This is a genomic window from Marivirga sp., from assembly GCF_035704835.1.
GTDB lineage: Bacteria > Bacteroidota > Bacteroidia > Cytophagales > Cyclobacteriaceae > Marivirga.
On the sequence record NZ_DASSWQ010000067.1, the window covers coordinates 1 to 23,319 of the forward strand.

The 23,319-nt window shown below is 34.2% G+C and carries 23 protein-coding genes; 6 read left to right on the forward strand and 17 right to left on the reverse strand.

The window, feature by feature from the left end; translation table 11 throughout:
- Positions 1-513: 513 nt before the first annotated feature.
- From VFM92_RS10705 to rpmH, 6 genes are all read right to left on the reverse strand, one after another.
- Positions 514-1,029: a DUF2480 family protein gene (locus tag VFM92_RS10705; RefSeq protein WP_325122215.1), complete on the reverse strand. Its 516-nt coding sequence runs from the start codon at positions 1,027-1,029 to the stop codon at positions 514-516.
- A 29-nt stretch (positions 1,030-1,058) separates the two neighbouring features.
- Complete coding sequence (gene tsaB / locus VFM92_RS10710; RefSeq protein ID WP_325122216.1) at positions 1,059-1,772, reverse strand: tRNA (adenosine(37)-N6)-threonylcarbamoyltransferase complex dimerization subunit type 1 TsaB; 714 nt, start codon at positions 1,770-1,772, stop codon at positions 1,059-1,061.
- The gene (locus VFM92_RS10715) at positions 1,769-2,581 is read right to left on the reverse strand and encodes a sulfite exporter TauE/SafE family protein (protein ID WP_325122217.1); all 813 of its coding nucleotides are present in this window, start codon (positions 2,579-2,581) and stop codon (positions 1,769-1,771) included. Before VFM92_RS10715 ends, tsaB begins: the two co-directional genes overlap by 4 nt.
- Positions 2,581-4,242, reverse strand: a complete 1,662-nt coding sequence (locus VFM92_RS10720; RefSeq protein ID WP_325122218.1) for a S41 family peptidase — start codon at positions 4,240-4,242, stop codon at positions 2,581-2,583. Before VFM92_RS10720 ends, VFM92_RS10715 begins: the two co-directional genes overlap by 1 nt.
- A 357-nt stretch (positions 4,243-4,599) precedes the next feature.
- Positions 4,600-5,001 (reverse strand): ribonuclease P protein component, encoded by a 402-nt coding sequence (rnpA, locus tag VFM92_RS10725; protein ID WP_325122219.1) that lies wholly within the window; start codon positions 4,999-5,001, stop codon positions 4,600-4,602.
- Positions 5,002-5,022: 21 nt separating this feature from the next.
- The gene (gene rpmH, locus VFM92_RS10730; RefSeq protein ID WP_325122220.1) at positions 5,023-5,184 is read right to left on the reverse strand and encodes a 50S ribosomal protein L34; all 162 of its coding nucleotides are present in this window, start codon (positions 5,182-5,184) and stop codon (positions 5,023-5,025) included.
- A gap of 176 nt (positions 5,185-5,360) precedes the next feature.
- Here rpmH and VFM92_RS10735 point away from each other — a divergent pair, with 176 nt between their 5' ends.
- Complete coding sequence (locus tag VFM92_RS10735) at positions 5,361-7,058, forward strand: M61 family metallopeptidase (protein ID WP_325122221.1); 1,698 nt, start codon at positions 5,361-5,363, stop codon at positions 7,056-7,058.
- A 547-nt stretch (positions 7,059-7,605) separates the two neighbouring features.
- On the opposite strand, the gene VFM92_RS10740 is transcribed toward VFM92_RS10735, so the two are convergent.
- From VFM92_RS10740 to VFM92_RS10770, 7 genes are all read right to left on the reverse strand, one after another.
- Positions 7,606-9,408 (reverse strand): acyl-CoA dehydrogenase family protein, encoded by a 1,803-nt coding sequence (locus VFM92_RS10740; RefSeq protein WP_325122222.1) that lies wholly within the window; start codon positions 9,406-9,408, stop codon positions 7,606-7,608.
- A 77-nt stretch (positions 9,409-9,485) separates the two neighbouring features.
- The gene (locus VFM92_RS10745; protein ID WP_325122223.1) at positions 9,486-9,851 is read right to left on the reverse strand and encodes a four helix bundle protein; all 366 of its coding nucleotides are present in this window, start codon (positions 9,849-9,851) and stop codon (positions 9,486-9,488) included.
- 97 nt (positions 9,852-9,948) lie between these two features.
- Positions 9,949-11,118, reverse strand: coding sequence for an acetyl-CoA C-acyltransferase (locus VFM92_RS10750; RefSeq protein ID WP_325122224.1), 1,170 nt, complete (start codon positions 11,116-11,118; stop codon positions 9,949-9,951).
- Between the two features lie 49 nt (positions 11,119-11,167).
- On the reverse strand, positions 11,168-11,527 hold the full coding sequence (locus VFM92_RS10755) for a four helix bundle protein (RefSeq protein ID WP_325122225.1): 360 nt from the start codon (positions 11,525-11,527) through the stop codon (positions 11,168-11,170).
- A 65-nt stretch (positions 11,528-11,592) separates the two neighbouring features.
- Entirely contained in the window at positions 11,593-13,995 is a 2,403-nt protein-coding gene (locus tag VFM92_RS10760; protein ID WP_325122226.1) for a 3-hydroxyacyl-CoA dehydrogenase/enoyl-CoA hydratase family protein, read from the reverse strand.
- A gap of 29 nt (positions 13,996-14,024) precedes the next feature.
- The gene (locus VFM92_RS10765; RefSeq protein ID WP_325122227.1) at positions 14,025-14,480 is read right to left on the reverse strand and encodes a MarR family transcriptional regulator; all 456 of its coding nucleotides are present in this window, start codon (positions 14,478-14,480) and stop codon (positions 14,025-14,027) included.
- A gap of 349 nt (positions 14,481-14,829) precedes the next feature.
- Complete coding sequence (locus VFM92_RS10770) at positions 14,830-15,468, reverse strand: hypothetical protein (RefSeq protein ID WP_325122228.1); 639 nt, start codon at positions 15,466-15,468, stop codon at positions 14,830-14,832.
- Positions 15,469-15,874: 406 nt separating this feature from the next.
- On the opposite strand from VFM92_RS10770, the gene VFM92_RS10775 reads away from it, so the two are divergent.
- Entirely contained in the window at positions 15,875-16,141 is a 267-nt protein-coding gene (locus tag VFM92_RS10775) for a hypothetical protein (RefSeq protein ID WP_325122229.1), read from the forward strand.
- A 315-nt stretch (positions 16,142-16,456) separates the two neighbouring features.
- Positions 16,457-16,651, forward strand: a complete 195-nt coding sequence (locus tag VFM92_RS10780; RefSeq protein ID WP_325122230.1) for an LPXTG cell wall anchor domain-containing protein — start codon at positions 16,457-16,459, stop codon at positions 16,649-16,651.
- Between the two features lie 56 nt (positions 16,652-16,707).
- Here VFM92_RS10780 and nqrF read toward each other — a convergent pair whose 3' ends face one another.
- Both nqrF and VFM92_RS10790 read right to left on the reverse strand, forming a co-directional pair.
- The gene (gene nqrF / locus VFM92_RS10785; RefSeq protein ID WP_325122231.1) at positions 16,708-18,012 is read right to left on the reverse strand and encodes an NADH:ubiquinone reductase (Na(+)-transporting) subunit F; all 1,305 of its coding nucleotides are present in this window, start codon (positions 18,010-18,012) and stop codon (positions 16,708-16,710) included.
- A gap of 152 nt (positions 18,013-18,164) precedes the next feature.
- Positions 18,165-19,145 (reverse strand): radical SAM protein, encoded by a 981-nt coding sequence (locus VFM92_RS10790; RefSeq protein ID WP_325122232.1) that lies wholly within the window; start codon positions 19,143-19,145, stop codon positions 18,165-18,167.
- A 45-nt stretch (positions 19,146-19,190) separates the two neighbouring features.
- Between VFM92_RS10790 and VFM92_RS10795 the strand changes: the two genes are divergently transcribed.
- Positions 19,191-19,703, forward strand: a complete 513-nt coding sequence (locus tag VFM92_RS10795; protein ID WP_325122233.1) for a hypothetical protein — start codon at positions 19,191-19,193, stop codon at positions 19,701-19,703.
- Here VFM92_RS10795 and VFM92_RS10800 read toward each other — a convergent pair.
- The gene (locus VFM92_RS10800) at positions 19,700-20,185 is read right to left on the reverse strand and encodes a hypothetical protein (protein ID WP_325122234.1); all 486 of its coding nucleotides are present in this window, start codon (positions 20,183-20,185) and stop codon (positions 19,700-19,702) included. The genes VFM92_RS10795 and VFM92_RS10800 overlap by 4 nt on opposite strands.
- Positions 20,186-20,269: 84 nt before the next feature.
- Positions 20,270-21,109, reverse strand: a complete 840-nt coding sequence (gene accD / locus VFM92_RS10805) for an acetyl-CoA carboxylase, carboxyltransferase subunit beta (RefSeq protein ID WP_325122235.1) — start codon at positions 21,107-21,109, stop codon at positions 20,270-20,272.
- 287 nt (positions 21,110-21,396) lie between these two features.
- Between accD and VFM92_RS10810 the strand changes: the two genes are divergently transcribed.
- Together VFM92_RS10810 and VFM92_RS10815 are read left to right on the forward strand one after the other, a co-directional pair.
- Positions 21,397-21,987 carry a TetR/AcrR family transcriptional regulator gene (locus VFM92_RS10810; RefSeq protein ID WP_325122236.1) on the forward strand — a complete coding sequence of 197 codons (591 nt, stop codon included), beginning with the start codon at positions 21,397-21,399 and terminating at the stop codon, positions 21,985-21,987.
- 34 nt (positions 21,988-22,021) lie between these two features.
- Positions 22,022-23,098, forward strand: coding sequence for a 3-oxoacyl-ACP synthase III family protein (locus tag VFM92_RS10815; RefSeq protein WP_325122237.1), 1,077 nt, complete (start codon positions 22,022-22,024; stop codon positions 23,096-23,098).
- Positions 23,099-23,319 lie beyond the last annotated feature (221 nt).

Sequence of the window (23,319 nt, forward strand, 5' to 3'; positions counted from 1 at the left end):
CTTAAACCGCTCCGCCCCCTTTCTCTATCATCTCCTTTCAACCTTCTCCTCTACGCCTTTCGCGTTTGCGGAGTGCAAAGGTAAACCCTTTTTCTTAGCATACAATAAAAGAAATAGAAATAAATTGAAGGAAATTTTCAAGGTTATACTAAAGGATTTATTGTCAAAGGATTAGGGTAGAAATAAATAATGAAATTTAATTTGTGATTACATTTCATACAGCGTAAATAAACATTTGAAACGTAACAGGCTCCTTTTAGTACAATTAGAGATTGTCTCTCATTTAAATTCCATCCTTTCTTTTTGCTTAATCAAAAAGAAACAAAAAATCAAGACAAAACAATGCTTCTACGCTTATCCCAACTCTGGCCCGCTGTTTTGTCCTCCCTGCCACTTTTCCGAGTTCCTCGGAAGTGGGCGTGTTAGTTCTTTTGCAACATATTATAAAAATGAGATTCCTATTTCCTCCTTTGAGAATTGGGTTTTAAGCCGCGAATACTTCTTAAAAAAGAGTTATTTTTTTGAGGCTTTGTAAATTGGTACGGTGCTACAGGGTTCACCATACATTATGGAATTCACATATGGCATCATTTTATTTGTAATCTCTGTAAAAGCAAATTCAGGATGTGATAAGTCACTGCAGCCCTTTATCACGATTTTTGCATTTTGAAACTGATTGTAGTCAATTTCATTTAATTTCAACCTCAAAATTTCCTTTTCTAAATCACTTCTATCGCCTTGTACGATGAGTCTAGCATTGGGTGAGAGTTTACTGACTAAAAGCATGTAAGCCCAATTTGGTATTATGGCATCTGCAGAGCAAGTTAGATTCACATAACAGCCATCATATTGACTCCAGTCGTGTTCTTTTACGAAAGCACGGAAGTCTTTTTCGCGTAGAACTAAGCCCTGGAAAAGATTCTCTTTCAAATCAATCGTTTTTCTATCTGTAGTTTTATCCACAACCTCTTCTAGGTCAAAAGATACTAAGGGACTTTTCTTTACTCTATTTTCAATCTGATCTTCCATCACAATTCTTTTAAAATATTCTCAGCTTCTCAACGATTCAAATCTAAAAATGATTTCTTTTTAGATTTCGGGGAATAAAATTCTTTACCATAGTTGGGTTCAAAATAAGCCAGGTCTTCAAAATCTTCATTTTCAAACTTCATATAGGCCATTTTCCCATAAAATTGGGCGGATGGATTTAGATTATCTATTAAAATGAACTTCTCAGATTGACTCTTTAATAAATCCCATGCTTTTTCTGCACCATTTCCAAAAAGAAAAACACTATCATACTTATCTATATAATCGCGAAATGAATCTTCTTCTATAATTAAGTTTGACATTTTCTCCACTTCATGAAGATTTGCATTAGACACTTTATAAAAAACCTCCATTCTACGAGCATCTAACATCGGAATGTAAATTGACTTATCATTTTTATGAAAATTTAAAACATGAGTTGTCATGCTATCTAATGATGAGATAGAAATTAAAGGGATATCAAGCGCATAGCACAATCCTTTTGCTGTACTTAAGCCGATCCGCAAACCGGTATAAGAGCCTGGACCGGAAGAAACTGCAATTGCATTTAAATCACCCATCTGTAAATCGCAATGCTGAAGTAGTTCTTCTATTAAAGGAGTTAAAGAATTGGAATGTGATTTATCTAAATGCAGATCTGAGTTTGCCATGAGCTTCCCATCCTTATGAATGGCAACTGAACAAATAGGGGTTGATGTTTCTATACTCAGTATGTAGCTCATATCAATTCTATTAATTTTTTAATAATTACTAAAATTATGAAAGCTGAAAACAAATAACTAACCGCTGATGCACTCATTTTCCTACTTAATTTCACCCCCCATCTTGCCGTTAAAAGTGTGCCAACAATTAATGGCCCAGTAACCTGAAAAAGAATATATCCTGTATGATTTACATCAATAACTTCCATGGGCACCTGAAAAAGATTAAAAATAACCATAGCCAAAGAAGTAATGGTAATAACCCCTAATGAAATCGTTTTGGCCTTCTTCACCCCCATTTTAAACCCTTGATTTAAGAAAGGAATTATAATAATACCTCCACCCAATCCAGTAAGGGAAGCTGTCAGACCAGCCGAAAGCCCAGTGAAGCTTAAGACTCTTTTAGATCTTTTAACAGTCTCAAGAAAATTAACTTGCTTCTTGGCATTAAATAAAGTAGAAAATAGCATAGCCACTAACAAGAAAATAACGACCACATTGAAGACCTCTTTAGAATAAAAGGGAGTATTTACAATAAAGTAAAGTGATAATAATCCTGCTAAAATGGAGGATATACTAATGATAAGAATTTGTTTTGGATAAAATTCTCCTTGTTTGTAGTGTGTAATAGTTGCAAAAAGGCCTGCAAAGAAGGTTCCGAAAAGAGAATTAGCTATCGTGAATTGAGCTATTTCCTCATTGGGTATGCCAATAAAATGAAAAGCTATTGGAAGAATCACAATGTAAACGATGCCACCTCCTACTCCTAAAAGTCCAGAAATCAATCCTCCAACCAAGCCTGCTACAAAAAGTAAAAAGTAAAAACCCATTATTTCCCAGCTTGAAGGATATTTTTATATTGAGTTTCGTCATTCAATAACCTTATAGCTTCATCCACTTCTTCATCATTTTCAAAGGAAGATTCTATCATTCCTTGCCTTTTATGATACCGAGAAATAATTTCTTCTTTTAAAGCCAATTTAATTTCAACACTAAAAACTTTCAAATCTTCCTTTTTATGCGCTTCAATTTCTTTTTCTAGCGCATCAATTTCTTTCTGAAGAAAATCAAAATACTGTTCATTATTGGCTGTTTCCTTCAGCTCTTTAATAGTTTCTTCAGTTGCTGTAGTATAACTATAATCTTTCCCTGAAACCCATGTGGTAAACTTATTATACAAATCATCAGAGACAACAAATGCTGTCGGATCAGGATTTAGATCTGTATTTTCGTAGTAGTATTCGGTAGCAAAATCAAAGATAAATCCTTTTTTGATCAATTGAATAGTGATTGGAGCATAGCCTTTATTGATTACAGCATGGTCAGGCGAAACTCCTCCCCCATCATAAACAATTCGACCCGCCCTGGTTTTGAATTCACTTTTTAAAGAATCAGGTATTTTCCCAATGCTTCCATCTTCGTTTCTATGACTATAGTCAATTGCTTGAATACATCTTCCGCTTGGAATATAATATTTGGCAGTAGTTATTTTTAGTTGGCTGTTATAACTTAATGGACGAGTTGCTTGTACTAGGCCTTTTCCATAGCTCCTTTGGCCCACTAAAATCCCTCTATCATAATCTTGCATAACTCCGGCAACGATTTCAGAAGCGGAAGCACTGTTATTACTGATTAAAACGGCTAAAGGAATATTTACATCCACTGGATTTCTATTAGCTGTATAAGTTTTGTTCCATTCTTCAATCTTGCCTTTTGTACTTACCACTTCTAGCCCTTTTGGAATAAAAACATTTGAAACCTCAATGGATTCATTTAAAAGACCACCTGGATTCCCTCTTAAGTCTAAGATTACTTTTTTAGCACCTTTACCTTTTAATTCAACCAAAGCAGAACGAACAGAAGCACCAGCCCCACTTGAAAACTCAGTTAATCGGATATATGCTATATCTTCATCAATTAACCCATAGTAAGGAACACTTTCTATATTTATCCTATCTCTGTTGATGGAATATTTAAGAGGTTTTTTAATTCCTTTTCGGTTAATTTTGATATCAACGGTAGTTCCAATTTGACCCTTTAAGAGCTTGTTAATTTCATCGGTAGTATAATCTTTAACTGGAATGCCATTAATTTCTACTAGTTCATCTCCAATTTTAACACCTGAAGCTTCAGCCGGTGCCCCTTCAAAAATCATCATTACTACGTGGCGGTCTTCAATTTTCCCCATGGTGGTACCAATTCCTGCATATTGACCAGTGGACATAATTCGATACTCTTCTATTCTATCTTCAGGGATAAAGTTTGTATAGGGATCCAAGGATTCCAACATGGCTTCTATGCCTGTTTCCATTATTTGAGTAGGATTAATCTCATCTACATAATAGGTGTTGAGTTCTTTGTATAAAGTGGTGAAAACGTCCAGGTTTTTGATAATCTCAAAATACCTATCGTTTTTCTTTATTTGAAAAGACACTAAGCCTATTAGGCCTATGGCTAAAAGTGTGATTACTATTTTATTTGAAAGTTTCATGAAACGTTTTTTACTCAATTTTTTCTATACAAATTCGTTTTATCTCTTTTGAAGTTCACTTTAGCAACCGAGAATATTTAATAAAAAAATACAATGTCATAGTTATATAACTATCAAGTTTAAATCTCTACAGGTAGTATTTTCTAATTATTTTTGTTTCATTTTGATTGAACGAAAAGAAACAAAAATTCAAGAAAATTTAATGCTTCTACCCTTAAGGCCTACGCAGGCTTGCCTGAACAAGCAGGCTCGTTAAACTTTCCTCCAATCCGCTTTTCCTAGTTCATCGGAAGTGGTCGAGTTAGTTCTATGATACTTATATGTCAAATTTAATTTATTCTCTTCTGAATTTAAATTCTAACCTGTGAATTCTTGATGCAAACGCTCTAAAGTCTTTTTTAGTTTTTTAGATAGCACATCAGAGGGCATTTTTTTATCAGTAGTGTAAATATAAGCAATCTTCAAATTTTTACTTAGCTTTTCAGGATCAATCAGATTTTTATGATGACGGTAGGCTTCTCTAATTTGTCTTTTGATGAAATTTCGGTCTGGTGCTTTTTTAAATTTCCTTTTGGGAACGGAAATCAAAATTTGCTGAGGTTTGATTTGAGAATCAATTGACTCAGTCATATAAATGACCTTAAATGGGTATAAATAAAAAGAGGAGCCTTTTTCAAAAAGCTCCTGAATATCTTTCCGGTGATGTAAGCGCTCTGACTTTTTAAAAGAAAAATCGTTATTGTCCGAGATTACAGACATGCGCTTTAATGCATAGAAGAATTATTTTCTATGCTTACTTTTTTCGTCTGAAACAGTCAATTTGTGACGACCTTTCGCTCTTCTTCTCGCCAAAACGTTTCTCCCATTCGCAGATTCCATTCTAGCTCTGAATCCATGTTTGTTTTTTCTTTTCCTTTGAGAAGGCTGAAATGTACGTTTCATATCTTTTATATTTTAAATTTTCTCTTGTTCTTTTATAAGGGCAGCAAAGATAAGCAGTTAATTTCTTTTCGCAAAATTGTTTTTCAAAATACTACAAGAATATCTCGTTTTATATCTGCTTAGAAATCATCAACTTTACGAGGCAAAAGTATGATAAATATTTAAATAAATTGACAATGATTCAATATAGATTATCACAAAATTTCCCTCATGACTCTTTTTTACAAGTAGAAGCGGTGATTAAACCATCGAAAGCTGATTTTGAAGTAAAACTTCCTGAATGGAGACCTGGCAGATATCAGTTAGGAAACTTCTCAAAATATTTAAGAAACTTTAAAGTAATTGACCAAAATAGGAAGCCATTAAATTTCAAAAAGATTAATAAAAACACATGGTTAATTAATTCTGAAGGTGAGGAATGCATAATTCGATATGAAATATACACTTCGATTATAGATGGCGGAAGCACATTTGTTGATGAAGAACATTGGTATTTGAATTTTATTAACTGTATGCTTTATGAACCTGATGAAATGTATCAAGTTCATAAAGTTCAATTGAACATTCCTAAGGATTGGGCTGTAGCATGTGGATTGAAAAGAGAAGGTAAAGATTTGATAGCTGGGAGTTTTTATAAGTTGGTGGATAGTCCTGCCCTAGCTGGAGGAAATTTGCAACACATAGAATATCAGGTAAAGGGAACAAATTTCCATCTATGGTTTAGAGGAAAAGTAGATTTAAAAAATAAAGATAAGATTTTAAGTGATTTCCGGAAATTCACTGCATTGCAAATGGAAACCATGGGGGGATTTGAAAGTGAAGATTATCATTTCCTATTTCAAATCCCAGATGAAAAAGCTTATCATGGGGTGGAGCATTTGAACAGTACTTGTATTGTTTTAGGTCCTGCCAAAAAATTTAATACCGAAACCTTTTACAATAACTTTTTAGGCATCAGTTCGCATGAGTTATTTCATTATTGGAATATTATTCGAATCAGGCCCGAAGAAATGTATCCTTATGATTTTGATAAAGAAAATTATTTCACTACAGGTTACATAGCAGAAGGAGTTACCACTTATTACGGTGACCTATTCCTTATAAGGAGCGGAGTGAAAGATTTAGATTGGTATTTGGAAGAATTAAATATCCTATTCAAGCGTCATTTCGAGAATTATGGGAGATTTAACACCTCTGTGGCAGAATCATCATGGGATTTGTGGTTGGATGGATATGAAGCCGGAATTCCCAATAGAAAGGTTTCCATTTATGTGAAAGGAGCTTTGATTGCTTTGATTTTGGATTTGAAAATCATATTGGAGACAAAAGGAGAAAAATGTTTGAATAACGTGATGAGAAAATTGTGGTCTGATTTCTACAAAAAGGACATAGGCTATAGCCCAGAAGATTATTTAAGGACAGCCGAAACAGTAATTGGCAAAAAACTAACTGATTATTCCACTAAATTCATAACAGGATGTGAGCCAATAGAAAATGAATTGAAAATATTATTGAATAAATTCGGATTTGAAATGGAATTGAAGCTAAATAAAAACCTAATCACACATTTTTTCGGATTAAAGATAAATGAAAGCGTTGTTGTTGGAATTGCTCCTGATAGTCCAGCTGAAAAAGCATTTCGAATTGGAGATAAATTAATAAGTATTAATGACCAGAAATTCGAGGAGATTGAGGATACTATTCAAATTGAAGAAGATAAATCTTATAATCTGAAAATTTTCAGGAATAATAATTTGAGAGAGGTCACCATTAAAACAGAAAAAGGTGGATTTTACAGCACATACATCATTAAAGAAAATAATAAAATAAGTGCGACTGAAAAAGCAATGAGAAAAGTGTGGCTAAATGTGTGATTGAAATACAAAAGGGTAGGAAAAGCGAAAGGCAGCTCCCCAGCTGCCTTTCTATTTCAACCAAAACCTTACAAAGTCATTGACTTGTATAAGATAGTGTAAATGTAGAATGATTTATTTTAGCAGTCAAGCCCTAGCATGAATTTTTTATATAATTATTAGAAAATTACAATTATTTAGTTAATTTTCTAATTAAAGTACAATGCAATTAGTGTAACTACATAGAATTTGATGTAAAATTATTTTCCCACCTTCTATAATCTAACTGTTAAAATACTATTCAATATTTATATTCAGGCTATCAAATTAACATGTTTTATACTTTCAGAGCGAACCACTTTAAAATCCGCAGTACATTCTTGAAATCACTTCAAAGGAACAGTCACATAGATTTTAATACGTACCAACCCCAAAAGTATTATCACAGCTTTTCTACAATTGCAAAAACCTTGTTATTTCATTTGAACTACAGATTAAAAGTCCACAAGAACTTGAAATAAATGAAAAGTGACCCGAGAAATAAGGGGTCACTTTTCTTATTCAATTTTTAAAATTCATATGCTTTTTTCTCCAACACATGATCTGCAATTGACCTTCTCACTTCTTTCAAGTTCATCGGCTCAATTTTAGTAAATCTCTTCAGACCTAAAAGCATCATGCGTTGCTCATCTCCTTCAGAAAAAGCAAAAATAGCTTCTTTACCTGCTTTGCTAGCAATCTCAACCGCTCTGTGCATGTACAATTTAGTCATATTGATTTGTTGACTGCAAGCTTCTTCTCCTCTAATTCCCACCAATTTCTCAGTTCTCAACAAAGCAGATTCAGCAGCATAAACTTCAATCAACATATCCGCTAAGTTCATTAAAATCTCCTGCTCTTGAGATAGTTTCTGCATGTATTTTTGTACAGCAGCACCCGAAATCATCAAGCCTGCTTTTTTCAAATTAGCCATTATTTTTTTCTCTTTTGCGAACAAAGCGTCATCTTCCTCTGCTCCAAAATCAGGAATAGAAGTTAATTCTTTCTGCACGTTCATGGCAGGCGTCATCAAATCAAGTTTCCCTTTCATAGCACGCTTCAACAACATATCAATCGTTAACATACGGTTGATTTCGTTAGTACCTTCGAAAATTCTATTAATACGAGCATCACGATAAGCTCTATCCATAGGTGCATCAGCTGAAAAGCCCATTCCACCATAAGTTTGGACACCTTCATCTACTACATAATCCAAAGTTTCAGAACCATGTACCTTCAAGATCGCGCACTCAATGGCAAATTCTTCTACTGATTTTAATTTAGCTTCAGCAGAATCCATTCCATCCGCTACTAAAGCTTCATAGGCATCATCAATATTTTGACCTGCACGATAAGCAGCAGATTCAGAAGCATAAGTTCTTGCCGCCATTTCAGCTAATTTATGCTTGATAGCTCCAAAATTACCAATAGAAGTACCGAATTGCTTTCTTTCAGTTGCATATTGCGAAGCATGTCCTATAATAGCTTTACAAGCTCCAATAGTAGACGCTGCCAACTTAATTCTACCAATGTTTAGAATATTTACCGCTATTTTAAAGCCATTTTCTCTCTCAGAAAGTAAGTTTTCTACCGGTACTTTACAATCGTTAAAGAATACCTGACGGGTTGAAGAACCTTTGATACCCATCTTGGATTCTTCTTCATTCATGGTTACACCACCGAAATCTTTTTCAATGATGAATGCTGAAAGATTTTTATCGTCATCAATTTTCGCAAATACGATAAAAACATGTGCAAATCCACCGTTGGTGATCCACATTTTCTGTCCGTTAACGATATAATGCTTTTTGTCTGCCGATAAAACTGCTTTAGTTTTAGCAGCATTTGCATCTGAACCTGAATCTGGCTCTGTTAAACAATAAGAAGCTTTCCACTCACCAGTAGCTAATTTTGGTAAGTATTTTTTCTTCTGCTCATCATTTCCATAATAAAGTATAGGCAATGTACCAATACCCGTGTGAGCTGATAAAGCAACGGCAAATGAATGGCCTGCACCAATAACTTCTGCAACCAGCATGGAAGTATTGAAATCCATACCAAAGCCACCGTATTCTTCTGGAACTGATGTTCCTAAAAGACCTAATTCCCCAGATTTATCCATTAGTTCTGGCATTATCTCAGGGTTACCTTTTACATCATCAATTTCATCCAAACGAGGATATACTTCCTGATCTAAGAAATCTCTACAAGTTTGAGCAATCATCTTTTGCTCTTCTGTCCATTCTTCTGGCGTGAAAACCGCCTGAGCAGGAGTTTCTTTAATTAAGAACTCCCCTCCTTTTGCTGTGAATTTTTTTTCTGTTGTACTCATTTTATTAGTATCTAGTATCTGGTATCTAGTATCTAGAAATTGGTTCTAGCAATCAGAAGGCCAGATGGTTTCAATAATTATTTATTTAATTTATTTTCTATGCTATTAATTAATCCGTTCAGCGTCTTTTGAATTTCATTCAATTGATTCAAATTTTGACCAAATGTTTGATTATCAACAAAGCCTAAATCCAAGGAAAGCATTAATTGCGTTTCAAACTCAAAAGTTGAAGCCTGAGCTATGTATAAAAATTTACAAAAATCCTTTTGGGTTCTTCTCCCACATCCCTCTGCAATGTTTGAAGGAATTGAGACTGCTGACCTTCTAATTTGAGAAGTCAAACCAAACTTTTCTTCCTTCGGAAAATTTGCGGTGATTAAGTAAACTTCTTTTACTAACTGCCTTGCTTTCATCCACACATTTAAGTCTTTGAAATTATGCATTTACTGAAATTTAATTTTTCAAATATTAATTGGATGTGAAGTATCAAGTACCAATAAAAAAATCTAGATACCAGCAACTTGATACTCTATACTAATTTCACATCATCTCATAGATTCCAGCAATGCCTTGACCACCACCAATACAGGCGGTTACCATGCCGTATTTTCCTTTAGTTCTCTTCAATTCGTTAAATAGTTGAACTGAAAGCTTTGCTCCTGAACAACCTAATGGGTGACCTAATGCAATAGCTCCACCATTAACATTCAATTTACTTTGATCGATATCCAACTCACGAATTACAGCTAAAGATTGAGCTGCAAAAGCTTCGTTCAATTCAATCAAGTCCAAATCTTTCATTTTTAAGCCTGCATTTTTTAATGCTTTCGGCACTGCTTCCACTGGCCCTATTCCCATGATTCTAGGTTCTACACCTGCCACGCTGAAACCTACCATTCTGGCAATTGGCTTTACGTTCAATTCTTTCACCATTCTTTCCGACATCACCATCGTAAAAGATGCTCCGTCATTAGTTGGTGAAGAATTACCAGCAGTAACTGATCCACCTTGAGCGAATACAGGTCTTAAATTTGCTAAAGCATCCGTGCTTGTTCCTGCTCTTGGTCCCTCGTCTTTATCTACTGTGAAATCACGGGTTTTCTTTTTGCCATTTTCCACATAAGTTTCTTTCACATTGATTGGCACAATTTCATCATTGAATTTACCATCCTTTTGTGCTTGAAGAGCTTTCATGTGAGATTTATAAGCAAACTCATCTTGGTCTTCACGAGAAATTTTCCATTGCTGAGCAATTTGCTCTGCGGTTAATCCCATGGAAGTATAATAATCAGGAGTCTCGGTTGCGATTTTATAATTAAGGGCAGTTTTGTATCCCATAATCGGTACCATAGACATTGATTCCGTACCACCTGCAATAATGATATCTGCAAAACCTGCTTGGATTTTTGAAGCTGCAATATTGATAGCTTCCAATCCTGATCCGCAATAGCGGTTGATTACCATGCCTGGAACTTCTTTACCTAAAGCTAAAAGTGAAATCATTCTACCCATTTGCATTCCTTGCTCTGCTTCTTGCACAGCATTTCCTACAATCAGGTCATCCACCATTTTATTTTCTACCCCTTCTACTTGGGAAACAAGGTGCTTGATTACATCAGAGGCTAAATCATCCGGTCGAGTGAACCGAAAGCCTCCTTTTTTGGCTCTTGTTACAGCCGTTCTATATCCTGCTACTATGTATGCGTCCATTTTAATAAATTTAAGATTTTAAATGATGCTAGAACCTAGATTCTAGAACCTAGACATCTATGTTCAAACTTTTTATAAATGAATTAAGCATTTTCTGTATTTCATTCAGATTGATTTCAAGTGAATTAAAATCACTTTCTGATATAAAATTCAATTCTTTGCTTAACATTAATTGAGTTTCTAATTCAAAACTAGAACCTATTGAAATACTTAAAAACCGAGCAAATTCCTTGTTAGAATTTCTTGAAGAGCCTTCAGCTATATTTGAAGGAATTGAAACTGCACATCTCCTTATTTGTGATGTCAATCCATATTTTTCTTCATTAGGAAAACCATTAGTGATTTTGTAAATCAACAATGATATCTCCATCGACTTTTCCCAGATTTTAAGATTTTTAAAATTGTGCATGTTTAACAATTTTTTAGTCTAATGTCTAGACTCTAGGTTCTATTTTCTAGTTTCTCAATGGCTTTCTAATTTCTAAGTGGTTTCCCTCCTTGCAATACCGCTTGGATTCTTTCTAGCGTTTTCTTTTCGCCTAGAAGGGATAAGAATGCTTCTCTTTCTAAATCCAGTAAATATTGCTCTGAAACTTCCTGAGGATAAGACAAATCACCACCGCACATTACGTAAGCTAATTTTTCAGCTATTTTTTGATCGTGCGCAGAAATGTATTTACCCATCTTCATTCCAGCGATACCTGCTTTGAAAAGTGCAATTCCTGTTTTACCCTGAACTTTGATATCTTCTCTTTGAATTGGCATAGTATAACCAGCATCAGCCAATCTGATTGCTGCAGCTTTTGCATCAGCAATCTGACGATTTCTGTTCATGCTAATTCCATCGGAAGGTCTTAAAATACCCATTTCCTTAGCTTCATAAGCAGAAGTGGCTACTTTAGCCATAGCGATATTCATAAATGCATTTTGTAAAGCATTTAATTCTACATCACCATCTTGGTATCTATCCGCAACGCGAAGGGCATTTTCTTTTGTACCTCCACCGCCAGGAATTACACCAACTCCAACTTCTACTAATCCAATATAAGTTTCAGCAGATGCTTGAACGTGATCGGCATGCATGGAAAGTTCACAACCTCCACCTAATGCCATATTATGAGGTGCTACTACAACTGGAACGGCTGAATATCTAGCTCTCATCATTGTTTGCTGGAACTGACGAATCATAAAATCCAATTCATCATAATCTTGCTCGATAGCATACATGAAAACCATTCCAAGGTTGGCTCCCAATGAGAAGTTTGAACCTTCATTAGAAATCACAACACCTCTATATTTTTCTTCTCCTAAAGAAATTCCTTTATTGATGGCTTCTATAACACCTCCACCTAAAGTATTTGATTTAGAACGGAATTCAACGTTGATCACACCATCACCTAAATCAATGATTCCAGCTTCAGCATTGCTCCAGATCTCTTTTCCACTTTCTTTTAAATTCTCTAAAATAATGAATTCCTCAGTACCTGGGATATTCACATATTTCTTGCTGTCAAGGTCATAATACTGCTTTTGACCAGCTTCTACTTTATAGAAAGAATCGGCTCCTGAATCCATCATATCATAAACCCATTGGTTTGGTTTATAACCTGCTTCTTCCATTTTCTCAACTGTCTTTTTAACACCTAATGTGTCCCAAGTTTCAAATGGGCCAATTTCCCAGCCGAAACCAGTGCAAAGTGCCTGATCAATTCTATATAATTCGTCAGAAATTTCAGGAATACGGTTTGAAGCGTATTGGAATAAACCATAGAATGAATCCCTATAGAATTCACCGGCTTTATCCTTTCCTCCCATTAAAACAGGGAATCTCTCTTTAAGATTAGAGATTTGCTTTGTGGACTCAAGTGTTGAAAACTTCGGCTTAGATTTTGGTTTGTATTCCATAGAATCTAAATCCAACGTCAAAATTTCGGTTTGACCATCTTTCTTGGTCTTTTTGTAAAAACCTTGTCCAGTTTTATCACCTAGCCATTTTTTCTCTTCCAATTTTCCAATTACATCAGGTAATTTGAAAGTATCTCTAGCTTCATCATTTGGAAGGTTTTCGTATAATCCATTAGCTACTTTAATAAGCGTATCTAAACCTACAACATCAGAAGTTCTGAAAGTAGCAGACTTAGGACGACCTATTACAGGGCCTGTTAGTTTATCCACCTCATCGATATTCATACCTAATTTCTGCATTGATTCTACCACCTTTAAAATGGCGTAAATCCCAACTCGGTTGGCGATAAAAGCAGGGGTATCTTTACATAAAACTGTGGTTTTTCCTAAATACAAATCACCGTAATGCATTAAGAAATCCGTGATTTCCTGATCAGTTTTAGGCGTAGGAATAATTTCCAATAATTTTAAGTAACGCGGTGGGTTGAAAAAGTGAGTTCCAATGAAATGCTTTTGGAAATCTTCACTTCTGTCTTCTAACATCATGTGGATAGGAATACCCGATGTATTGGAAGAAATGATAGTTCCTTTGGTTCTATGTTTTTCAACATTCTCAAAAACTTGCTTTTTGATATCCAATCGCTCCACAACGGCTTCCAATACCCAATCGCAATCTTTGATTTTGTGCATATCATCATCAAAATTTCCAAGAGAAACTCTCTTAGCAAAATCTTTATGATACAATGCAGCTGGCTTACCTTTTAAGGTAGAATCAAAAGCCTCATTCACAATACGATTTCTCACTTGTGGATCCTCTTTTGTTAAACCTTGTTTTTTTTCGGCATCCGATAGTTCGAAAGGTACGATATCAAGTAAAAGTACCTCCACACCAATATTGGCAAAGTGGCAGGCGATTCTTGATCCCATAATCCCCGAACCTAAAACGGCTACTTTTTTAATGTTTCGTTTCATTTAGTCGCTGTAGTTTAAATTTTAAAAAATTAATGCACTGATTCTTTAGTATTATAAATCTCATTTCTATCGATTATGTCATTCACCTTATGAATAACATCAAAAAAAGCTTCCAACTTTTCAGGCTCAATAGTATTGAAAACCTCTTCATTGAATGCTTTTACCGTTTCTCTTGAAATTGCTTTTTTATCTATTCCTAGTTCCGTTAAAAAGATTCTAACAGAGCGTTTATCTTCTGGGTCAGGCTTTTTATAAATGAGTCCCTTCTCTTCCATGCTTTTCAGCATCCTTGTCAGGCTTCTGCTTTCCAAGCCCATAAGTGGTGCGATTTTAGTAGCTGGAGTTCCTTCTTTTGTATTGATATTTAATAATACAAACCCTATGGAAGTAGTGATTCCATATTTAACAGCTTGCTGGTTATACATGCGTGAAATAGCATGCCAGGCCGCTTTTATATTGTAATCGATGGATTCTTCTCTCTTCATTGAATTCAAATATACAAAAATATAGTATGCATGCATACTATATTAGTAAAAAAATATTTTATTTGGTTAATATTTTTTATTAAGAAGAATCAATCTTATAAAATAGAATTGGTAATATAAAAGAAGTGTAAAAGCTATAATAGCTTTTATATAACTCAGAAAGCAATCTTCTAATTTCGCATTGCGAGTTACTTAAAGTAATTAAGGCGATTAGATCAATTAGAAAATAATGAAACGTAAAAGCTACAACTTTCCACTAGCCAAAATTGTAACATTAATTCCACATTTCAGCATCTAGTAATCAAGTCACTGTATTGGTTGAGCATACCGACTGTATAAAATAAATAATTCAATTCGGAGGTTGCTCTATTTTATCAGCAAAGGATTTGTCATTTAAATTAAATCTATGATTTAGACCTAGAGTGATTGGTATAGTATTAAATGTACTAAAATTGGTGTTATCATTTGGGTTTGCAAAAATTGTACGTCCCATCACGGACACAAACCAGTCGGTATTATCAGTAATTCCCTTACCAAATTTAACTCCATAGTTAAGAGATAGGTAAGTTTCACGGAATTCTGTTACATTGTTTAAAGTTAACATACTTGCTCCTATACCAGCATAAGCTGAAAATCTCCAATCCGTTATACCTTTATCTGTAAACATATATTCCATTCCACCTGAATAATGCCAAATTTGGGTGTTATCAAAACCATCTACGCTTGGATAAAGCTCCATCTCCACATCTGTTCTAACCATTAACCTTTCTCTAAGTGAATAACCTATTCTAGCTCCAAAATCTGTACCAATGCTTACTTTTTCAGCTAAATCACCTGTAGGAACAGCCATACCAGCTCTTAATTCAAGATTCCATGGGAAAATAGGTTCTTTTCCTTGCGCTTTCGATAAGGATATAAATGAAAAAGATAACAAAAAGAAAAGAAATAGAAACTTGAAAGATAAATAGAACTTGATTATATGAAACATATCTAAAAGGCTAAGATTTAACTAAAAAATAAATTATGAATTGAAAAACGGGAGTTTTATCTAACATGTTGCATTTATTGCTATTGCTAAGGTCAGTATGAGGATCAAGGAAAAGCCATATTTTATTTCACTCGAAAATCACAATCTGAAACACAAAAGCTTTCTGACAGTCATTTTATGTTAGAATATCACAAAGTGTTTGAGTGCTATTCTTAAGAGCCATTGATAGAGGTTAAATAAAATCTACATTAAACATACTAGAAAGAGATTCGCATTCTTCATACCGCTAAAATCCGCAATTATAAACTCACGAGAATCCATACAAATAGTTGTAAATAAGGCATTTGAGTAGGCTAATTGTCGTATAAATGTATTTTAGCTATATTTATCAAAAAATTATACAATCATGAAAGCTAAAATGAAAATACTAACCATTCTCTTTTTATCAGTACTATTCTGTAAAAATTCATTTGCTCAAAATGCTGATTATGTAAGGGTTGGAAATTTAAATAGCGAAATTTATCTCGATAAGTATGATGACTATTATCTCTTAACATATGAAGATAATAATATGGGTTCACAAGATGAAATTATCTCTTTCAAAATTAAGAATGAGGCTGAGGTCAAAAAACTCTATCAAAAAATCAAGAATAGTTTTAACGAAAAAATTTAAAATCCGGTAACAATTGAAATTCAAAATCTTGAGTTAAGAATTTATCACAAAGAAAGATTTCTAAGAGCTGATTATGTAGAAATTGTACATGAAAATTTAGGAACTGAAAAAACGAGCACATTCCCATGGCTTACGCTTGATGAACTAGATAGGCTCTTTGGGGTTGAAAAATAAAATATCAATTGTTATTTCATTTTTCAGCATTTACAAATTACCTCACTGTTAGAGCTTTAAATCTCACTAAAAGAATTTGATTGCTATAGTAAAAAAACAGCAGTGGTTTATTCTCGTTGAGTAAATAAACACTAAATTTTTATGATATTTTTTTTACAACTTTTAGCTCAAATACCCCAAGGTGTTCCCCATCCTGATGATAATGAACCTCTTGTTCTGACAACTCCTTTTGATTACATATTATATGTAGGAATTCCGATTTTAATCTTAATAGGAGCTATGTTTCTTTGGAGAAGGAAAAAGAAGAGAGAGAAAGAAAGAAAAGAGGAAAAATAAGATCAATAAAAAAAGGGGCTTTCGAGCCCCTTTTTTAATATAGAATGTAGTTAAGATTAACCACCGAAATCATCAAATCTAATATTCTCAGGTGGAACACCCATATCATCTAACATTTTCAATACCGCAGCATTCATCATTGGAGGTCCACATAAGTAAAATTCTACTTCCTCAGGCTCCTTGTGATGCTTTAAGTAATTGTCGTATAAAGCGTTATGTATAAATCCAGTATAACCATCACCATCTTTATCATCTAAACTTTTCTTGATTTTCCAGTTATCCTCTTCTAATGGTTCAGAAAGTGCAACGTGAAACTCAAAGTTTGGATTATTCTGCTCTATATCTCTAAAGTGATTCACATAAAATAATTCTCTTTTAGATCTACCACCATACCAGTAAGCTACCTTTCTGTCAGTTCCTTGTGTATGGAATAAATGGAAAATATGAGAACGTAATGGAGCCATTCCAGCACCACCACCAATATAAATCATTTCTGCATCAGACTCATTAATGAAGAATTCACCGTAAGGTCCTGAAATTGTTACTTTATCACCTGGCTTTCTAGTGAAAACGTAAGAAGAGCAAATTCCGGGGTTAACATCCATCCAAGAATTTTTTGCTCTATCCCATGGTGGAGTTGCAATCCTAATATTCAACATAATGATATCACCTTCTGCAGGGTGATTCGCCATAGAGTAAGCTCTAAATATTGGCTCATCATTTTTCATGACTAAGTCCCAAAGACCGAAATTATCCCAATCCTGCTGGAAAATATCTTCCTTATGCCCTAAGTCTGGGTGAGGAGTAATATCAATATTTTTAAATTCACAAGTAATTGCAGGAACATCAATTTGGATATAACCACCAGATTCGAAATCTAATGTTTCTCCTTCTGGCAACTGCACTACAAATTCTTTAATAAAAGTAGATACATTGTAGTTAGATTTAACCGTACATTCCCATTTTTTTATACCGAAAATTTCTTCAGGTATGCGAATATGCATGTCTTCTTTTACTTTCACCTGACAAGAAAGTCTTACATTTTCTTTCTTTTCAGCCCTACTAAGGTGACCTTCTTCGGTAGGCAAAACATCGCCTCCACCATCTTCAACTACACATTTACACATGGCACAAGTACCACCACCACCGCAAGCGGAAGGAAGGTAAATGTCTTTACCCGATAAAGTAGAAAGTAGCGTTGAGCCTGCAGTTGTTACGATTGGATTGTCTTTATCTCCGTTAACGTAAATATTTACTGGACCGGACTGAACTAACTTTGACTGCGCAAATAACAGTATTAATACTAATAATAGTATTATGGCTGTAAATGCAATAATTGAGGTTATAACTACTGATGTCATGAACTTTTATTTTGTTCTAAATGATTCAATTAATTGAGCTGCAAATATATTACTTAATATGTAAACCTGTAAGTTCGATTCGATATTTTTCTCATAATATATTCGCAAAATTAACAGTTAAGAGAATCAAAAAGTTGGCAGAAAGTAAAAAATTATTGAAAAATATTTTTCCAGGTCCCTTTTAGTCGGTTGTATTTGATTGTTGAAGGCAATGCTTTCCAGAAATATTGGTTAATTTCTACTGCAAATGAGGGCTGCATGTAACAATTTATTGCACAACCCTCGCATTCAGGCAGCTTTCCTTCTAACGCTGCTAATTTTTGCACTTCATCGGATTTATATAAATTGAACAAATCTCCATTTATGGAAAATTCTTTTTTTCCTAAATGATAACATGGTAGTACTAATTCGTTTTTAGGAGAAATGACTAAAGAAGATGAAGCCGCTTTACATACTGGGTTAGCAACATGATTTCCACCATTCTTTCTGAGCTCAATAAAAGCATCATTTAAATAAATATTTTTCTTTTTACCTATTTGGGAAAGATAATCCAAGTTATTCTTGTGAAGACCGCCTCCCGTTTCTACAGTATTGTAATCAAATATTGGGTTGACTATTAAAACCAAATTATTGGGTAAGCAGATGGAGTTATAAACTTTCTCCAGTTCAGCGATATTACTATTCATGGCAGTAAATAGAATATCAGGTTTTTCGCCTAAACTTTTGGCTACTTCTATAGATTTTATCACAAAATCAAAACAACCAACCCCTCTCACCTCATCGTGTTGTGGGGCATCTGCAAAATCTAAAGAGAAATGCAGCATGTCAACTAAGCCTTTTAGTTTCTCTGCTTTTTTAGGATATAGCAATCCGTTAGTGGTAATGGTGGTAATAAAACCCATATCTTTCGCCATTTTTAGGAAAGTATGGATTTCGTTATGTAAAAGTGGTTCTCCCCCCGTAAAATCAATCACTTTTACGCCCAATTTTTTAAGATCTTTTAAATTTTGCTTTACATCTTCCACCTCAATATACGGACTCGGCTTTTCCCATATATCACAAAAGTAGCAACTGGCATTGCAACGATAAGTGACATAATAATTACATAAAACAGGTTTACGAATCAGGCGCATGGGTTAAAGTTAGGAAGAAGCTTAGCTATATACTAAATTGCTTTTATGAAATTGCTTCAGAATTCGGATTTAGCTAAAATAAAATTTAACGAGGAGAAGCTTAAGCTGCAAGAGGCGATTTTAGAAGGAAAATATTCATTTGATAGTTTAATAAATCACCTTACTATTCCAAAAATTCAAGATAAAGCTGCATGGGTCATGAGTGGAGTAGTGGAACATCGGCCTAAAATCTTAACAGAAAATGAAATAGGATATTTATTAAAACTCCTGGAAGATGGCATTTCAGGTGTAGCTGAAAGGAATATCTGGCGTACTTTTCAATTTATTGATATCCCAAGAGTTCATGAGGAAAGATGCTTACACCTAGCATTTGAGACATTGGAAAATAAGAAAAGCGCAATTGCAGTGGAAGTTTTCGCGATGACTACGGCATTTGAGCTTTCCAAAAACAATGAAGATTTGAAACATCTGTTAAAAGAAATTCTTCTTTTCAAAATGGGGAATTCTTCAAAGGGATTTCAATCTAGGGCAGGGAAAATACTGAAAAGAATCTCTTAAAACCTTTTTCCGAATCCTAAATTAAGCCAAGGGACTACTGTATATTTATTAAACACTGCATTTAGTCCCGCCTTTAGAATAATATCATTCTCCAGATGCTTTCTGTATGACAAACCCGGAACAACATTTTCAAACATGTGAATTCCCATGCCATCGCCAGAAATTCCTATATATTCTCTGGCAATAGTATAATTTACACCGAATTCTATAAACGAATCTTCAGTCTCATTTAAAGCAAAAAGATAAGCTAAACCCGTATTGTAAGTTATATAAAAATCACCTTCGACATACCCTCCTAATCCGATCCTCCAAGAAAAGCCAGGAGTTTTTGACAATTGCCTTTCATAATTTATAGAAAAAAACAAGCCTGCGCCACCAGCTTCAACATAAGAAAAATTTCTTTTCGCTGAGGGATTATCTTGGCCGTAACTATGGGTGCAAACTATAATAGTGAGAAAAAGAGTTGATAGTATTTTTTTCATGATTATTTATTTAGTTGAAAACGAAATTGCAAAAAAAATGCCAATTGGTCAAATTGGCATTTTAAATATAAATATCATAAAAATCTATTTCAACATTTTCAGTAAGCTTGTCAATTTAGTTTTCAATTGCCTTCTATCTACAATAAAGTCTAAAAAGCCGTGGTCTAGTACAAATTCAGCACTTTGAAAACCTTTTGGCAAATCCTTCCCAATAGTTTCACGGATTACACGCGGCCCTGCAAAACCGATTAAAGCACCTGGTTCTGCAATATTAAAATCGCCTAACATTGCGTAAGATGCAGTAACACCACCTGTAGTAGGGTCTGTCAATAATGATATATAAGGAATTTTGGCTTCCGAAAGCTGTGCTAATTTAGCGGAAGTTTTAGCCATTTGCATAAGTGAAAAACCAGCCTCCATCATTCTGGCACCACCTGATTTTGAAATCATCAAAAATGGTACTTTCTTTTTGATGGAATAATCAATCGCTCTGGCAATTTTCTCGCCTACCACGGAACCCATTGAACCTCCAATGAAACTGAAATCCATGCAAGCTATGCACAAATCCAATCCATTCATCTTTCCATGTGCAGCTCGGACTGCATCTTTGAGTTCTGTTTTTTCTTGAGATTGCTTAATTCTTGCGGGATAAGGCTTGCTATCTACAAAATTCAGTGGATCGCCAGAACTCATATCTTTGTCAAGCTCAGTAAACTTATTATCATCAAAAAGAATTTCAAAGTATTCTTTAGAACCAATTCGAACATGATACTCATCATCTGGACTCACATAAGCATTTTGCTTTAGCTCACGCATATGGATAATCTTTCCATTTGGAGTTTTGTACCACAATCCGTCTGGTGCTTCTTTTTTATTTTCTGTAGGAGTTAATATCCCTTTATTTTGTCGCTTAAACCAAGCCATATTGTTTCAAATTTTGTTAAAACCAATGATAGGTTTTTTGTTCAAGGTTCAAAGATAAATGAATTGACTGTCAATTGCCAAAGTAAAAGTTATAAACCCTCTTTAATATTAGAATAAAGGCTCCAATTGCGCTTATTAAGCAATTATCGAGCAAGTTTCATCAACTATTTTCGAACTTTTCATTTCTTTTCATAAACAAACTAACAAACGTTAGTATCTGATTTACAGATTGTTAAAAAATTTACTTATTGTTTTGATTAAAAAAATATTCCTCTCACATTTACGGAATGAACGTTCATTCCGCCATAGAAAACAAGCTTGATAAGAAAACTTTAATCTTAGAAACCACTTTAGAACTTATTTCTGAAAATGGATTTCACGGTACTCCAATTTCTATGATTGCTGAAAAAGCAGGGATTGGAGCAGGGACTATTTATCGATACTTTGAAAATAAAGAGGACTTAATTAATGAGTTATTCAAAGAAATTAAAAGAAAAGTGATGAATGCTATGCTTGCCGAATATGATGAAAATGAAAGCTTTAAAGAACGTTTCAAACATCTATGGATGAATTTAATCAATTATTTTATGATGCATCCTATGGCATTTCAATTCATAGAACAACATCGATACGCATCTTATATGAGTAACTTGACAAGAGAAGAAAGTTTCATGATTATGTCGCCAGTTATGATGTTTTTTATAGAAGCTAAAAGAGCAAAAGCCATGAAAGATTTACCAGTATATACTATTATATCATTATCCTATGGGCCTATTACCTCATTAGCTAAACTTCAAATAGACCACAAACAACCTTTAAGTAAGGAACGTATAGAACAAGCAGCAGATGCTTGTTGGGATGCGGTAAGAAGAATTTAAAAAAACCATTACTATCATTTACAAACCTAAAATTATGAAAACACCTAATGTAGTTTTTAATGGAATCGGTTCTTATGTGCCAGACAAGATTATTCCCAATGCGCACTTCCTAAATCATGAGTTTTATATGGAAAATGGTCAGCCGTTTGATATTTCCAATGAGGAAATTATTCGGAAATTTGAAAAAATCACGGGTATTAAGGAAAGAAGATATGCAAATGATGACCAACTCAATTCGGACTTAGGCTATTTAGCCGCTGTAAATGCGTTAGAAAACAGCAGCATTGATAAAGAAGAATTGGATTACATCATTTATGCCCAAAATTTTGGTGACATGAAAGCGGGGAGTAATAGAGTGGACAATATGCCGAGTCTTGCGGCTAAAGTAAAGCATAAATTAAAAATTAAAAATCCTGATGTGGTTTGTTATGACATCATTTTTGGATGCCCAGGATGGGTACAAGGTGTTATTCAAGCTTTCCAGATGATAAGGAGTGGTTTTTGTAGAAATGTCATGGTCATCGGAGCTGAGACTTTAAGCCGAGTTGTTGATCCGCACGATAGAGATGGGATGATTTTCTCTGATGGATCAGGAGCCACCATCGTTTCAGCATCATATGACGATGATAGAAAAGGGATTTTAGGTTTTGCCAATAGAACTGATGCAGATGAAGAATTAAATTATCTGGCTATGGCGAAATCAAATAAGCCAGGATTGGATGAGAGTGCCCAATACATAAAGATGAAGGGGCGCAAAATTTATGAGTATGCCTTGGAAGAGGTAGCCACTGCCATGCAATCTGCCCTAAGGCGCTCAGGAATATTTATGGAAAATATTCAGAAAGTTTTGATTCATCAAGCTAATGAAAAAATGGATGAAGCTATTTTAAGAAAATTAGGGCAATTATATAATTTAAAATTAGAACCTGAAAATATGATGCCGATGACCATTCAGAAATTCGGAAATAACTCTGTAGCCACCGTACCCGTGATGCTGGATATGATTTTAAAAGGAAAAATTGAGGGACATCACTTAAAGGAAGGTGATGACATAATTTTAGCTTCGGTTGGAGCTGGAATGCACATCAATGCTATTATCTACAGAATGTGATAAACTGTCGCTTAATGAAGCTTTTTTATGAAGCCTCATACTTTAATCCTTCACCTATTAGAGAAACAAAATCCCCTTAATTAGTCGACCCTTAAAAACTATTTAATACATTGATTATCAATTATTTAATTAATAAAAAGCTTTGATTTTTTTGCAAGTTTTCGTATTTTTCTGACAGAAACCTTGCAAATATTGATGCATGAAACCCATTAAAAAAGCTC

Coding starts and splice junctions, on each gene's coding strand:
- VFM92_RS10705 (WP_325122215.1), bottom strand. CDS start 1,029: ATGGAAGATCAGATTGAAAATAGAGTAAAGAAAAGTCCCTTAGTATCT.
- tsaB (WP_325122216.1), bottom strand. CDS start 1,772: ATGAGCTACATACTGAGTATAGAAACATCAACCCCTATTTGTTCAGTT.
- VFM92_RS10715 (WP_325122217.1), bottom strand. CDS start 2,581: ATGGGTTTTTACTTTTTACTTTTTGTAGCAGGCTTGGTTGGAGGATTG.
- VFM92_RS10720 (WP_325122218.1), bottom strand. CDS start 4,242: ATGAAACTTTCAAATAAAATAGTAATCACACTTTTAGCCATAGGCCTA.
- rnpA (WP_325122219.1), bottom strand. CDS start 5,001: ATGTCTGTAATCTCGGACAATAACGATTTTTCTTTTAAAAAGTCAGAG.
- rpmH (WP_325122220.1), bottom strand. CDS start 5,184: ATGAAACGTACATTTCAGCCTTCTCAAAGGAAAAGAAAAAACAAACAT.
- VFM92_RS10735 (WP_325122221.1), top strand. CDS start 5,361: ATGATTCAATATAGATTATCACAAAATTTCCCTCATGACTCTTTTTTA.
- VFM92_RS10740 (WP_325122222.1), bottom strand. CDS start 9,408: ATGAGTACAACAGAAAAAAAATTCACAGCAAAAGGAGGGGAGTTCTTA.
- VFM92_RS10745 (WP_325122223.1), bottom strand. CDS start 9,851: ATGCATAATTTCAAAGACTTAAATGTGTGGATGAAAGCAAGGCAGTTA.
- VFM92_RS10750 (WP_325122224.1), bottom strand. CDS start 11,118: ATGGACGCATACATAGTAGCAGGATATAGAACGGCTGTAACAAGAGCC.
- VFM92_RS10755 (WP_325122225.1), bottom strand. CDS start 11,527: ATGCACAATTTTAAAAATCTTAAAATCTGGGAAAAGTCGATGGAGATA.
- VFM92_RS10760 (WP_325122226.1), bottom strand. CDS start 13,995: ATGAAACGAAACATTAAAAAAGTAGCCGTTTTAGGTTCGGGGATTATG.
- VFM92_RS10765 (WP_325122227.1), bottom strand. CDS start 14,480: ATGAAGAGAGAAGAATCCATCGATTACAATATAAAAGCGGCCTGGCAT.
- VFM92_RS10770 (WP_325122228.1), bottom strand. CDS start 15,468: ATGTTTCATATAATCAAGTTCTATTTATCTTTCAAGTTTCTATTTCTT.
- VFM92_RS10775 (WP_325122229.1), top strand. CDS start 15,875: ATGAAAGCTAAAATGAAAATACTAACCATTCTCTTTTTATCAGTACTA.
- VFM92_RS10780 (WP_325122230.1), top strand. CDS start 16,457: ATGATATTTTTTTTACAACTTTTAGCTCAAATACCCCAAGGTGTTCCC.
- nqrF (WP_325122231.1), bottom strand. CDS start 18,012: ATGACATCAGTAGTTATAACCTCAATTATTGCATTTACAGCCATAATA.
- VFM92_RS10790 (WP_325122232.1), bottom strand. CDS start 19,145: ATGCGCCTGATTCGTAAACCTGTTTTATGTAATTATTATGTCACTTAT.
- VFM92_RS10795 (WP_325122233.1), top strand. CDS start 19,191: ATGAAATTGCTTCAGAATTCGGATTTAGCTAAAATAAAATTTAACGAG.
- VFM92_RS10800 (WP_325122234.1), bottom strand. CDS start 20,185: ATGAAAAAAATACTATCAACTCTTTTTCTCACTATTATAGTTTGCACC.
- accD (WP_325122235.1), bottom strand. CDS start 21,109: ATGGCTTGGTTTAAGCGACAAAATAAAGGGATATTAACTCCTACAGAA.
- VFM92_RS10810 (WP_325122236.1), top strand. CDS start 21,397: ATGAACGTTCATTCCGCCATAGAAAACAAGCTTGATAAGAAAACTTTA.
- VFM92_RS10815 (WP_325122237.1), top strand. CDS start 22,022: ATGAAAACACCTAATGTAGTTTTTAATGGAATCGGTTCTTATGTGCCA.